The organism is Aeromonas diversa CDC 2478-85, assembly GCF_000819805.1.
Classification (GTDB): Bacteria; Pseudomonadota; Gammaproteobacteria; order Enterobacterales; family Aeromonadaceae; genus Aeromonas; species Aeromonas diversa.
Genome location: NZ_CDCE01000020.1, coordinates 106,639 through 119,373, shown reverse-complemented (window position 1 = coordinate 119,373; position 12,735 = coordinate 106,639). Strand labels below are relative to the sequence as shown.

The following is a 12,735-nucleotide window of genomic DNA, read 5'->3' as shown; positions in this document are numbered from 1 at the left end:
ATACTGGGAACCGAAAGACAACGCGCGACAAAGAGAAGGAATAGGGGGCGAGTGGAACCCTGCCCGATACCGTCCTGCGACGGCCAGATCCTTGATCTTTGGCAACCCCGCTATCGTCAACGCCGCAGCGTTATTAGACCGGAGGCTTTGCGTCCTGACCTTTCAGTTCAGTTTGCCTTTTCAAACAACCAAGTACCCTGAGTGGATTACAACCATATCCACCCTTTGTTAAGGCACAGGCCCGTTATTGTTAAGTTTTTGATTATTTTATCTTTAACGGCACATGTGTCACCGTTTGGCGCAGATGATATCGGCTTTTGGAGAGAGTGCAAGGTCCAGTTCAGGAATTAGGGCTTCCCCATGAGGAAGCCCTTTTCCCCACCGGTTAACCCAGGGTGCCTATCACATCGACCCGCAGCTCCTCGGGGATTTCGTTGTAGGAGAGCACCTTGAGCCCACGGCTGAATGAGCGGGCATAACGGGAGAGCAGGGGACGCAACTGCGGCATCACCACCAGCACGGGAGGATGGCCCAGCTGCTGCAACTGGGTCTTGACCAACGGCATGTTTTGCTGCAATTGCGCCAGCAGCTGGGGATCGATGGGGAAGCTGTCGAGGGAGACCTTGCCCTGCTGCTGTGACTGGCTGAGCGCGGCCAGCAGGGTCTGCTCGAGGCGATCATCCAGGGTGAAGGTCGCCAACACGTCGCGCTGGCCGATGGCCTGACGCACCAGCTGACGCTTGAGAGCACAGCGCACGTCCGAGGCGAGCAGCACGGGGTCCTTGGTGATCTCGCTCGAATCGAGCAGGGTGGTCGCTATGGTGCGAATGTCCACCAGGCTCACCTGCTCGCGCAGCAGCTGACGGTAGACCCGCAGCTGCTGCATCTGGGTCAGGGCCAGGTTGAGCTCCTCATTGAGGCGTGGCGACTGGGCGGCCAGATGCTGCCCCAGCTTGCCCACCTCGTCATGACCAAACAGCTCGTCCAGATGCTCGCGCAGCAGCTTGCTCAGATGAGTGGCGATGACGGTGGCCGAATCGACGACCGAGTAGCCCAGGTTGAGGGCCTTGGCCTTGCTATCGGGCAGGATCCAGACCGCCTCCATGCCGAAGGCCGGGTCCTGGGTCAGCTCCCCGTCCAGGGCCCCATAGGTCTCGCTGCTGCCGATGGCCATCAGCCGCTGGCAATCCACCTGACCGGCCGCCAGGGCGACACCGGCCAGCTTGATGCTGTATTGCTCCGGCTGTAGCTGCAGATTGTCGCGCACCCGGATCTCCGGCAGCAGGAATCCAAACTGCTCGGAGAGTGTCTTGCGGATGCCGCGTACCCGGGAGAGCAGTTCGGCCCCCTTATCCTGCTCGGCCAGGGAGACCAGCCGGTAACCCAGCTCGATCACCACGTTATCGAGGGCCGGCAGATCCTGCCACTCCAAGCCCTGTGGTTCCCGCAGATCCATCTGCTTGGCGATCTGCTCGGCCGCCTCCAGCTCGGGCGCCTCGGGTTGACGCTTGCTCACTCGCCAGCCACTCCAGGCCAGGACGGCGGCAAAGCTCAAGAAGGCCATCGCCGGCATGCCGGGTATCAACCCGAGGATGGTCATCACGGCCGCAGCCGTGTAGATGACCCGTGGCGAGGCCAGCAGCTGCTGACCCACCTGATCGGTCATCTCCCCCTCGTCGTTGACCCGGGTCACTATGATGGCGGCCGCGGTGGACATGAGCAGGGAGGGGATCTGGGCCACCAGACCGTCACCTATGGTGAGCAGGGCGTAGCGCTGGAAGGCCTCCGCCACCGGCATGGCGTGCTGGAAGATACCGATGGCCAGGCCACCGACCAGGTTGATGATCAGCACCAAGAGGCCGGCGATGGCATCGCCACGCACAAACTTGGAGGCACCGTCCATGGCACCGTAGAAGTCCGCCTCGCGGGCGATCTCCTCGCGCCGCGCCTTGGCCTGATGCTGATCCATGATGCCGGCGTTGAGGTCTGCATCGATGGCCATCTGCTTGCCGGGCAAGGCGTCCAGGGTGAAGCGGGCCGACACCTCGGAGATCCGCTCTCCCCCCTTGGTAATGACCACGAAGTTGATGATCATCAAGATGATGAAGACCACCAGACCGACCACATAGTTGCCGCCTATCACCACTTCACCGAAGGCCTGGATCACCTTACCGGCGGCATCGTGCCCCTCATGACCGTTGAGCAGCACCACCCGGGTCGAGGCGACGTTGAGCGACAGCCGCATCAGGGTCGCCACCAGCAAGACGGTGGGGAAGATAGAGAAGTCGAGGGGCCGCCGCGCCGAGACCGACACCAGTAGCACCAACACGGCCAGGACTATGTTGAAGGTAAACAGGGCATCCAGCAGCCAGCCCGGCAGGGGCAGGATCATCATGGCCAGCACCGCCAGCAACATGAGTGGAATCGCGGTATAGGAGTTGGTCAGAACACGCCAGTTCACGGCTTACCTCTCTGGTTGACGCAGCTCGGGAGGAACATAGAGCGGAGCCAGCGCGGCCGGTCTCTTGCCGCGCCCGGCCCGATAGGCCTGCAGTTGCAGGACATGGTTCAGCACATAGGCGACGGCGGTATAGAGTCCGGCCGGCACCTCTTGATCGATACGGGTTGAGTGATAGATGGCCCGGGTCAGCTCGGGCAGGGACATGATGGTCTTGCCATGCTGCTCCCCCACCTGACGGATCCGTGCGGCCATGGAATCGATCCCCTTGGCCACCACATAGGGAGCATTGGCCTTGGCCGGATCGTAGCGGATAGCCACGGCGTAGTGGGTCGGGTTGGTGATGATCACATCGGCAGTCGGCACCCGCTGCTCGATGCGAGCCCGCGCCATCATCATCTGCACCTGGCGGATCTTGCCCTTGATCTCCGGGCTCCCCTCACTGTTCTTGTGCTCGTCTTTCACCTCCTGCTTGGTCATCTTCAACTGCTTGTTGAGAGACCAGCGCTGGTAGGGAACGTCAAGCACGGCGATCAACATCTGCACGCTCCCCAGGATGATAAATGCCTGGGAGAGCAAGCGCAGGGAGAGCTCCATGGCCGCCCGGGGAGGCATGCGGTTCATCATCAGCAAGGTCGGCCAGTAGTGTTGCAGCAGCAAGGCCAACACGCCGCCTATCAGGGTGATCTTGAGAATGGATTTCACCAACTCCATCAGGCTCTGCGAAGAGAAAATCTTCGCAAACCCTGTGATGGGGTTAATCTTCTGTCCCTTGGGCATGATGTTCTTCCAGGCCAGCAGCATGCCCCCCGGCACGGACCCCAGCCCTATCATCAGCAGCCCTAACACGGAAAACAGCGGCAGCAGCACGCCCGTCATGCCGAGCAGGGCCTCACCGAAGGCCCGCAACATCATGGAGGGGTCGTTCTGGTGCCAGTCAAACCGCAGGGGCTGGCGCATCAGCTCCCCGAAGAAGAGGCCGAAGCTCGGCACCATCCACTGCATCACCATGCCGCCGAGCAGCAAGAGCCCGGCCGACCCCAGTTCCTTGGAGCGGGCGACCTGCCCCTCCTCACGGGCCTGTCGCAGCTTCTTGGGCGAGGCCTGTTCGGTCTTGTCCTGGGCGCTGGCCTGACTCATGACGGGGTCAAACCTCGCAACACCTCGAGCACATGGGTCACCAGATCAAGGTAACGAGTGGGCACCCCGCTGATGGAGATGGCCATGGTGAGCAGCCCGAGCAGCAGGGTCATGGGAAAACCGAGGGAGAAGATATTCAAGGAAGGCGCTGAACGGTTCATCACCCCGAAGGAGAGGTTGACCATCAACATGGCCACCACGGCCGGCAGGGTCAGGATCAGGGCTGCGCCTATGCTCCAGCCAAGCAATCCGACCACCATCCCCAGATCGAGGCGATAGAAAGAGACACCGGGAGGCCAGCGATAGAGGCTCTGCACCAGGATATCGAGCACCGCCAGATGGCCGTTGAGGCCGAGAAAGAGCAGGGTACAGAAGACGAGCATCAGCTGGCTGATGATAGGGGCCGAATCCCCGTGAGAGGGGTCGTTCATCACCGCCATGGCCAGTCCCATCTGCATCGACATGATATGCCCCGCCAGGGTCATCACCAGAAACAGCAGTTGCACGCAGAGGCCAAACAGCAGACCGAAGAGCACCTGCTCGAACGAGAGCAGCAGAGCCGAGAGCGAGAGGGGATCGAAGGTGGGCATGCCCTTCATCATGGGCGCCATGGCCAGACTGATGGCGAAGGCGAGAAAGAGGCGCACGAAAGGCCACCACCACTGGCCCAGCCAGGCCGTCAGCTCGGCGGCACTGACGTTGATGAGGCCACTCATCCAATCATGCCCGGCACATTCTGGAAGATGTCGTGAAACAGGGCCATCATTTTGGCCACCAGCCAGTTACCGGTGAACACCAGGGTGAGCAGGGTCACCACGAAACGGGGGAGAAAGCTTAAGGTCTGCTCCTGGATCTGGGTCACCGCCTGGAAGACGCTCACCACCAGGCCCACCAGCAGGCCCGGTACCACCAGTACGCAGACCATGACGGTCACCAGATTGATCGCCCCGCCGATGAGGGACACGCTCTGCTCGGGAGACATCTCAACCTCCGCTGAAACTGGCGGCCAGGGTGCCTACTGTCATGGCCCAGCCATCCACCAGCACGAAGACCATCAACTTGAACGGCAGCGAGATGATAAGCGGCGACAGCATCATCATCCCCATCGCCATCAGCACGCTGGCCACCACAAGATCGATCACCAGGAAGGGGATGAAGAGCATGAAACCTATCTGAAACGCCGTGTTGAGCTCGCTCAAGACATAGGCCGGCACCAGGATGCCAAACGGTACCTCTTTCTTCTCCATCCGGGTCGCCTCACCGGCGATGCGCAGCATCTGCTCCAGATCCGCCTCACGGGTCTGGGCCAGCATGAAGTTACGCAGGGGCACTTCCGCTCTTTCCAGCGCCTGTGGAAGCGTGATTTCCTCCCGTTCGAAAGGCTGGAAGGCATTTTGGTGAATGTCGGTCCAGACCGGACGCATGATCACCAGGGTCAGGATCAGGCTGATGCCGATCAAGACCCGGTTGGGCGGGCTCTGCTGTAGACCCAGCGCCTGACGCAGGATGGCCAGCACTATGATGATGCGGGTGAAGCTGGTCATCATCAGCAGCAGGGTGGGCAGCAGGCCGAGCAGCGTCATCAAGAGCAGGATCTGCAACTTGATGTTGTACTCCTCCCCTCCCGCTGCCCCTGGCGTGACCGAGAAGAGGGTTAAATCCGCCCCCCAGGCCGGCATCCCCAGCACCAGCAGGAGCAAGCACCAGATGCGCATCAGTCGCTTGCACCGCCCAGCATGGCGGTGTCGATCACCTCTACCAGACGCAGGCCATACTTGCCGTTGACCACCACCACCTCGCCACGGGCCAGCAGGCGACCGTTGACCCTCACGTCCAGCGCTTCCCCAGCCATCTTGTCGAGCTCGATGACGGCCCCCGGGCTGACCTGCATCAGCTCCCCGAGGGAGACCTCGGCACTGGCCACCTCCAGGGTCACCTTGACGGGGATATGGCGGAAGAAGGAGAGATCCCGAGGCGGGGTGGCGGGTTGCGCCACGCTCTCCTGGCGGGCATCCGGCAGCCCCAACTCATCATCAAAGAGCTGATCCAGGCCGTCAAACTCCAGGAAATCGTGGTTCTGTGCATCACTCATCGTTTTACTCCTCTGCCACCGCATTCACTTGATACACCAGGCTTCCACCCTGCTCGGCCAGCCGCCCCCGCAGGCAGGGACGATGACCGATGAGCGCAGGCATGGACTCGTACATGTCGAGCGCCAGCACCTCGCCCACCTTGAGCCCCTCCAGTTCGGCCAGGGTCATCTGCATCTGAGCCAGAACCACCCTGAGCTGAACCGGAGTATTGGGCAGCGCCTCATGCAATTTGTCAGCCAAATTGTGCGCCTGTGTACTCTCTTTCTCTTCATCGACCGGTGGCCGCCACCACAGCTGCCAGCTCTGACGGTGTTCGCCAAGCTGCAAGACCCCTTCGCAAGACCAGAGATCCCCCTCGGGCGGCGTGGCCGACGTGATCTCCCAGCCCAGATCGCCCCAGCCCAATGCGCCACAGAGATGCTCCATCTGATAACGGCACAGGCGCTGGAAGAGGCGCAGCTCAGAGTCACTCGGGTTCTTCTGCACCGCAACCTGAGAACCGGGCTGCAGGCTGCCACCGAAGAAGAGGATCGCCAGCCGATAGAGGGTCGCCGGCGTGATGGCAAACCAGGCCTGGGGGATCGAGGCGCCCGCCGCGCGAGCCTGCAACCAGACCCGCGTCTCTTCGGCGTCAGGCTGCTGGTTGGCGGCGAAGGGGGTGAGTTGCAACTCGCAGTCGGCACTGTTGAAGAGCTGACTCAGGCTGGCGGACAAGGGGGCGGCGACCTGACAGAACAGGCTGTTGAAACCGTTGAGTCTGGCCTGTTCGGCCCGCTCTCGCCCGAACAGATCGTAGCGAGGCAGGGTGGCGCCCAATTCGGCCGGGATGAGGGCTGAGCGGGTGAATGTGGATGGCATGAAGACGACCTTGATCCGGGTTGAAGATATACGCATCCGTAAAGAGACGCTTGGATGGAGAGCGACCAGATGTGGGGCGCAACTTTATTACAAATTCGGCACCGCCACCATGTCGATGCATAAAAAGCGTGAGGGAGTGGTGAACCCCTTTGTCACCCTGCCCCAAACGGATAACATGTCACCTCCATCGTTCAGGAGTTCGCCATGCGCCGCCTGCTACTGCTGCTCAGCCTTATCGCCCCCCTTGGATGCCACGCCGGCGACGCGCCGTTTGACTTCTATGCCCTGACCCTCTCCTGGTCCCCGGAGCATTGTGCCAACCGGCCACAGGCGCAGCAGTGCGACCGGGGCTATGGCTTCGTGCTGCACGGACTCTGGCCCCAGTTCGAACGCGGCTATCCCGCCGACTGTGGCAATGAGCGCTGGGATCCGGCCATGGCACGGCGCTTTCCCGACCTCTACCCGAGCCCGCACCTCTATCGCCACGAGTGGCGCAAGCACGGTACCTGTTCCGGCCTGAGCCAGCTGGCCTACCACAAGCTGGCGGATACCCTGAGACGCCGGTTGGTGCTGCCGGAACCCTATCAGTCCCCGCCCCAGCCCCTGCGCCGCAGCCCAGATCAACTGCGGACAGAGCTGCTCGCGGCCAACCCCTGGCTGCTCCCCGAGAGCATTACCCTCAGCTGCAGTGTGGGCGGGCGCTTTCTAAAAGAGCTCTATCTCTGTCTCACCCCTGACGGGGCACATCCCAGAGCCTGCTCCATCGAGATGCGCCAGCGCGAGCAGCGGCTCTGCGCCCAGGGCAGCTTTTTGATGAGAAGCGTGCGCTGACAGCGCGGACGGGATGAGATAGCCTGCCAACAGAGCGATTGATAAATCGACCATGGAGGGAAGATGACGCTAAACACACTACCTGGCCCCCTGCCCCTCATCCAGGCCCCCATGGCCGGCGTTCAGGATCACCGTCTGGCGCTGGCCGTCTGCGAGGCCGGAGCCATCGGCTCACTGCCGGCGGCCATGCTCTCCCCGGATCAGCTGCGCCAGCAGCTGGAGTGGATGACGGCGCACACCGATCGCCCGTTTAACGTCAACTTCTTCTGCCATCGTCAGGGACCACCGGAGGCCAGCCGGCTGGCTCGTTGGCGCCACGCTCTGGCGCCGGCCTACCAGCAACTGGGGCTCCCCCAGGAGTGCACCATCCCCTCGAGTGGACGCCACCCCTTCACGGAGGAACAAGCCGCGATCCTCGCCGACTACCGGCCGGCGCTGGTGAGCTTTCACTTCGGGCTCCCCTCTGCCGAGCAGATAGAGAGGATCAAGCAATGGGGAGGCCTGGTGCTCTCCTCGGCGACCACGGTGGCCGAGGCGCGCTGGCTGGAGGCCCACGGCGCAGACCTCATCATCGCCCAGGGACTGGAAGCCGGTGGCCACCGCGGTCACTTCCTGTCCGACGATCTCACCCTGCATGAGGGGCTCTTCACCCTGCTGCCGGCCATTGCCGCCGCCGTCAGGCTGCCGGTCATCGCCGCCGGCGGCATCATGAGTGAGCGATCGGTGCGTGCCGTGCTCACCCTGGGGGCCCGCGGGGTCCAGGCCGGCACGGCGTTCCTGCTCAGCGATGAGGCGACCACCTCTCCCCTGCACCGGGCCGCACTGGCACATCGGGAACGCCACACCGCCCTGACCACCCTCTTCACCGGCCGCCCGGCCAGAGGCCTGGTCAACGGCCTGATGCGCCATCTCGATCCCCTCTCGCCCCTGGCTCCCCCTTTCCCCCATGCGGCGCAGGCCCTGGCACCGCTGCGCGCCGCCGCCGAAGCCAGAGGGGAAGATGACTACAGCCCACTCTGGGCCGGCCAGGGCTTCACCGCCTGCCGCACAGGCCCGGCCGCCGCCATCGTCGCCATGCTGGCCAAGGGGTTGGAGTCGACATCATGAGTGTGCGCGAGGAGATGGAGCGGCTCTGCCACGAGGGCGAACTGGATCTGGCCCTGACGGTCGGCAAGCAGGCCCTGCGGGGCCAGCCCGAAGACGCCATGACCTGCCTGACCCTGGCAGGCATCTGCGAGCGCCTCGGTCGTGAGTCGGAGGCAGAGGCCTATTATCGGCAAGCGATCGCGATTGGACTCGCGCGGGAGGAGTGGCGCAGCGCCCAGCTGGGATTGGGTGCCGTGCTGAGGCAGCTAGGCCGTTTTCCCGAGTCGCGTCAGGTGCTGGAAGAGGGAATGAAGCGCTTTCCCGGCGCCCGGGAGTTCGGCCTCTTTCTGGCCCTCAGCGAGCTGGAGGCACAGCAGCCAGAGGCGGCGATAGCACGCCTGCTGACCCTGCTGGAGCAGACCGCCGCCGACCCGACGCTGGCGGCACATTGCCTCGCACTGCGCCAACAGATGGGCTAGCGCCATCGCGACGATCGGGGTCAACAGGAGGGGCTCATGGTGAGGGTATACTGGCCTCATCACCATAGCCCCTGCGGGGATTAACGAACTTCCCTGCCGGGCAGCATGCGCAGCACCAGGTTACTGCGCTGGCGCCAGGAGGTCAGGGCAATGGCGACCAGATGCAGGGCGATCAGCCCTTGCAGCGCCCAAGTGCACCACTCGTGCCACTCGTCGGCCCCCCAGACAAACCCCTGCTCGGTGTTTTGCAACCAACCGGTAAACGCAGTGGCCAATATGGTGCCCCACAGAGCCCAGACCGCCAGCTTGCCGGTACCGTGGTGACCCGCCGCCGGCGGATGTCGCTCTCGCATCGCCTGACGCTGCTGACGCAGCTCACCCAGACTCGGCCAGAGGGCGCCAAGGCGGGCATGGGGTCCGGCGAAGGTAAAGCCCCAGACCAACCGCACCGCGATCAGGGCCATGGCCAGATAGCCGAGCCGCTCATGGAGCGGCTCCCCCGGCTCGTTAAACCAGAGGTTGGCCGCACAGCAGAACACCACCCCCCAGTGCGCGAAGCGCACCAGGGGATCCCAGCGAAAGTGGTTACCCTTTCTGCTTGGCATATTGGTGATACTCCTTCTTCAGATCGTTGATCCGGGAGAGGTGCTGACGCGCCTTGGCCTCATCGCCCGCCTTGAGGGCAGCCAGGCTGGCATCCAGCTCCTTTTGTACTTCGTCCAGCCCTTGCAGGAACTTCTCTTTCTTGGCGGCCGGCATCTGGCGTCCCTTGGCCTCTTCCACCTCGCTCTTCATCGCTACCAGGTGTTTCTCCATGGTGGCGGCATCATCGGCCTTGAGCGCCTGCTTGTAGTTAAAGCCGATCTTCTTCATGGGTTGTTCGAGATCCCCCGCCAGGGCCGGAAGGGCCGGAAGGGCGATGGCACCGATAACGAGAGGCAGCAGCAAGGTTTTCAGCATGATGGTTTCCTTATAATCGACGGCGAATGAGCTCATTTGAGCCTGAAAAATACTTCCAGGAGCACATGATGCCATGGCATTAGGTGAACCGTTTGTGAAAATCGCACTATTTTGTGACAAATAGTGCCGAGGCGGGGAGAGTGATGGCAGGGCAGGTCGCCGTGAGCTGCGACCCGGCCACAAGATCAATGAAGATCGTCGATGGAGAACTCGCCTGGACAGCCGTCGATCTCGATGGCATATCCGCCGCAACTGGCGGTGCTGAATCGGATCAGAGTGGTGTGAACGAAGGGTTCGTCCTGCGGGAGTTCGAGCGGTTTGCTACGGCGCAGCGGCTTATGGGTAATCAACTTTTTCATGGTACTTCTCACAAAGATATTGGTTTTGATAACTCCTCTTCTGGCTGGCACCTGGGTGGCGTGGTTCAGGATCCCTCTTCCGCTGTGGCGGAATAACGCAAGGGAGGAATAGCTCGGTATGACTCCTCGAGGGAGCCGGACCTGTTCAGACTGCGGGGCTGTGAAAGACTGACAAACGTGGCGGCGGATATGGCAGGGATTACACAAACGGGCCGTCTTGACGGGCCGGGGCGCATTCTGCGCTAACTGTTGGTCACGACGCAAGCAAAATGTCGTCTTTTTTTTGACCACAAGATTATCCGGGGTCACTCATGGGCCGCTCGCGCCCTGCTGAGTCCACATTAAAAAAAGTTGAGTAATTTATCCCATTTTCTTCATTAAACGGATTGAACCCCCTCAATTCGCCGTTTAACATGACTTTCCATTTTAATAACTAAACTTTTGTTGACATGCCTCTCACTCCTGCCACCGTCTCTGCCACGTCGCCACTCGATGAAGAGGCGCGCCACCTGCTCGCCAGCTTCGAGCCGGTGGTCGATGCGCTGGCCGCCCTGTTTGGACCGGGTTGTGAGGTCGTGCTGCACGCCTTTGACAACCTGCACGCCTCGGTGATCAAGATAGCCAACGGCCATGTTACCGGACGCAAGAAGGGGGCCCCGGTGACTGACTTTGCGCTCTCCCGGATCACGGCCCTCGAGGGGGAGGCATGGAGCAGCTACTTCACCCGAACCCGCGAGGGGGGCCTGATGAAGTCCGCTTCGGTCACGCTGCGTTCACGGACCGGGCAGGCCGTCGGCATGCTGTGCGTCAACTTCAGCCTCGATACCCCCTTGTCGGGCCTGCTGCAGGCGCTGGCCCCGGTGACCCAGGAGAGTCAGCAGCAAGAGACCTTCGCCCATTCGGTGGAGGATCTGGTGGAACAGGTGATGGCCCGGGTCGACGAGGATCCGGCCCTGACGCCCGGCTCGCGCAACCGGGCCATCGTCTGCCGCCTCTATGATCAGGGCATCTTCGACATCAAGGATGCCGCCCAGCAGGTAGCGGATCGGCTCGGCCTGTCGCGCCATACCGTCTATCTGCATATTCGCAATCACAAGGCCGCCCTGGCAAAGCATCAGGAAGGCCCACACACAGAGAACCCGTCCCATGACGCAACATTGGTCTGATTTCATTACCCTGCTCAAGCGCGAGGTGGTGCCGGCACTCGGTTGTACCGAGCCCATGTCGGTAGCCCTGGCGGCTGCCAACTGCCGTCAGCTGCTCGGCGTCGAGCCCGAACAAATGAATGTCTGGGTGAGCGGCAACCTGTTCAAAAACGGCATGGGGGTCGGGGTACCCGGCACCGGCATGATAGGCCTGCCGGTTGCGGCGGCGGTGGGCGCCGTAGGCGGGAATCCGCAGGGAGGGCTGGAGGTGCTCAAGGGCCTCACCCAGGCGCATGTGGAGCATGCCAAGACCCTGCTGCCGGCCATCTCGGTCGACGTGAAGGACGTACCGGATGTGCTCTACGCCGAGGTCGAGGCGCAGGCGGCGGGACACACGGCCCGGGTGGTGATCTGCACCGATCACACTCGCATCATACTGATGGAAAAGGATGGCGAGGTGCTGTTGCAGCAAGACAGCGCTCCCGGCGTGCAGATCCAACCTGCCAAGTCCGCCACCCCCAGCATGTCCCTGCGTGAGATCGTCGACTTCGCCCTGGCCGTGCCCCTTGCCGAGATCGATTTTATTCGCGAGGCGGCGCGCCTCAACCAGGCGCTTGCCGATGAAGGGCTGCAGGGCTATGGCCTGCGGATCGGCAAGATCCTCACCGAGCAGGTGGAGCGCAAGCTGCTCTCGGACGATCTGATGACGCTGGCCATGCGTCTCTCCTCGGCCGCCTCCGACGCCCGCATGGACGGCGCCATGCTGCCGGCCATGTCCAACTCGGGCTCAGGCAACCAGGGGATCGCCGCCACCATGCCGGTGGTCGCCGCCGCCCGCTTCCTCCAGGCGAGCGACGAGCAACTCACCCGGGCCCTGGTGATGAGCCACCTCATCGCCATCTACATCAAGACCTACCAGAACAAGCTGTCGGCCCTGTGCGCCGCCAGCACCGCCGCCATGGGCTCCGGCGCCGCCATCACCTGGCTGCTGGGGGGCCAGTACGAGCAGATCAGTCACTGCATCAACAACATGATTGGGGATGTATCTGGCATCATCTGCGACGGGGCCGGCAGTGCCTGCTCCATGAAGGTGTCGACCTCGACCTCTGCCGCCGTCAAATCCTCCCTGCTGGCCATCAACAACCTGAGGGTGACCCAGAGCGAGGGGATCGTGGCCGATGATGTGGATCAGACCATTGCCAACCTGGGGCGCCTCTCCAAGGAGGGCATGCTGGATACCGACATCGAGATCATCAACATCATGCGTAACAAGCAGGCCAAGCCCTCCTGATAAGGGTCAAGCCGCAGGAATAAAAAAACCGGAGC

At 62.5% G+C, this 12,735-nt stretch carries 15 protein-coding genes and 1 riboswitch; of the genes, 6 read left to right on the top strand and 9 right to left on the bottom strand.

Annotated elements, in window-relative coordinates; translation table 11 throughout:
* Positions 1-97: 97 nt before the first annotated feature.
* A riboswitch (cyclic di-GMP riboswitch) is annotated at positions 98-187 on the bottom strand.
* Positions 188-385: 198 nt separating this feature from the next.
* The 7 genes from lfhA to BN1121_RS05385 are packed head-to-tail and all read right to left on the bottom strand — an operon-like array spanning position 386 to position 6,549.
* Positions 386-2,461, bottom strand: a complete 2,076-nt coding sequence (gene lfhA / locus BN1121_RS05415) for a lateral flagellar biosynthesis protein LfhA (protein ID WP_005355889.1) — start codon at positions 2,459-2,461, stop codon at positions 386-388.
* Positions 2,462-2,464: 3 nt separating this feature from the next.
* Positions 2,465-3,598: a flagellar biosynthesis protein FlhB gene (flhB, locus tag BN1121_RS05410; RefSeq protein WP_005355891.1), complete on the bottom strand. Its 1,134-nt coding sequence runs from the start codon at positions 3,596-3,598 to the stop codon at positions 2,465-2,467.
* Entirely contained in the window at positions 3,595-4,314 is a 720-nt protein-coding gene (lfiR, locus tag BN1121_RS05405) for a lateral flagellar biosynthetic protein LfiR (RefSeq protein WP_005355892.1), read from the bottom strand. The genes flhB and lfiR overlap by 4 nt, the downstream gene beginning before the upstream one ends.
* Positions 4,311-4,580 (bottom strand): flagellar biosynthesis protein FliQ, encoded by a 270-nt coding sequence (fliQ, locus tag BN1121_RS05400; protein WP_005355893.1) that lies wholly within the window; start codon positions 4,578-4,580, stop codon positions 4,311-4,313. Before fliQ ends, lfiR begins: the two co-directional genes overlap by 4 nt.
* A gap of 1 nt (position 4,581) precedes the next feature.
* A complete protein-coding gene (gene fliP, locus BN1121_RS05395; protein WP_005355902.1) occupies positions 4,582-5,313 on the bottom strand; it encodes a flagellar type III secretion system pore protein FliP in 732 nt (243 codons plus the stop codon).
* Positions 5,313-5,690, bottom strand: coding sequence for a lateral flagellar motor switch protein LfiN (gene lfiN, locus BN1121_RS05390; RefSeq protein ID WP_005355903.1), 378 nt, complete (start codon positions 5,688-5,690; stop codon positions 5,313-5,315). The genes fliP and lfiN overlap by 1 nt, the downstream gene beginning before the upstream one ends.
* 4 nt (positions 5,691-5,694) lie before the next feature.
* Entirely contained in the window at positions 5,695-6,549 is an 855-nt protein-coding gene (locus BN1121_RS05385; RefSeq protein ID WP_005355904.1) for a FliM/FliN family flagellar motor switch protein, read from the bottom strand.
* 204 nt (positions 6,550-6,753) lie between these two features.
* Here BN1121_RS05385 and BN1121_RS05380 point away from each other — a divergent pair, with 204 nt between their 5' ends.
* The 3 genes from BN1121_RS05380 to BN1121_RS05370 all read left to right on the top strand — a co-directional run bounded on the left by BN1121_RS05380 (position 6,754) and on the right by BN1121_RS05370 (position 8,945).
* Complete coding sequence (locus tag BN1121_RS05380; protein ID WP_005355905.1) at positions 6,754-7,380, top strand: ribonuclease T2 family protein; 627 nt, start codon at positions 6,754-6,756, stop codon at positions 7,378-7,380.
* A 63-nt stretch (positions 7,381-7,443) separates the two neighbouring features.
* Positions 7,444-8,487 (top strand): NAD(P)H-dependent flavin oxidoreductase, encoded by a 1,044-nt coding sequence (locus BN1121_RS05375; RefSeq protein WP_005355906.1) that lies wholly within the window; start codon positions 7,444-7,446, stop codon positions 8,485-8,487.
* Complete coding sequence (locus BN1121_RS05370; RefSeq protein WP_005355912.1) at positions 8,484-8,945, top strand: tetratricopeptide repeat protein; 462 nt, start codon at positions 8,484-8,486, stop codon at positions 8,943-8,945. Before BN1121_RS05375 ends, BN1121_RS05370 begins: the two co-directional genes overlap by 4 nt.
* An 80-nt stretch (positions 8,946-9,025) precedes the next feature.
* Here BN1121_RS05370 and BN1121_RS05365 read toward each other — a convergent pair whose 3' ends face one another.
* Positions 9,026-9,550, bottom strand: a complete 525-nt coding sequence (locus tag BN1121_RS05365) for a cytochrome b/b6 domain-containing protein (protein WP_005355915.1) — start codon at positions 9,548-9,550, stop codon at positions 9,026-9,028.
* A complete protein-coding gene (locus BN1121_RS05360) occupies positions 9,531-9,905 on the bottom strand; it encodes a cytochrome b562 (RefSeq protein ID WP_043157778.1) in 375 nt (124 codons plus the stop codon). Before BN1121_RS05360 ends, BN1121_RS05365 begins: the two co-directional genes overlap by 20 nt.
* 188 nt (positions 9,906-10,093) lie before the next feature.
* Between BN1121_RS05360 and BN1121_RS19690 the strand changes: the two genes are divergently transcribed.
* The 3 genes from BN1121_RS19690 to BN1121_RS05350 all read left to right on the top strand — a co-directional run bounded on the left by BN1121_RS19690 (position 10,094) and on the right by BN1121_RS05350 (position 12,700).
* A complete protein-coding gene (locus tag BN1121_RS19690) occupies positions 10,094-10,360 on the top strand; it encodes a hypothetical protein (protein ID WP_156139393.1) in 267 nt (88 codons plus the stop codon).
* Positions 10,361-10,713: 353 nt separating this feature from the next.
* A complete protein-coding gene (locus tag BN1121_RS05355; RefSeq protein WP_005355924.1) occupies positions 10,714-11,430 on the top strand; it encodes a helix-turn-helix transcriptional regulator in 717 nt (238 codons plus the stop codon).
* Complete coding sequence (locus tag BN1121_RS05350) at positions 11,411-12,700, top strand: L-cysteine desulfidase family protein (RefSeq protein WP_005355927.1); 1,290 nt, start codon at positions 11,411-11,413, stop codon at positions 12,698-12,700. Before BN1121_RS05355 ends, BN1121_RS05350 begins: the two co-directional genes overlap by 20 nt.
* Positions 12,701-12,735: the final 35 nt, after the last annotated feature.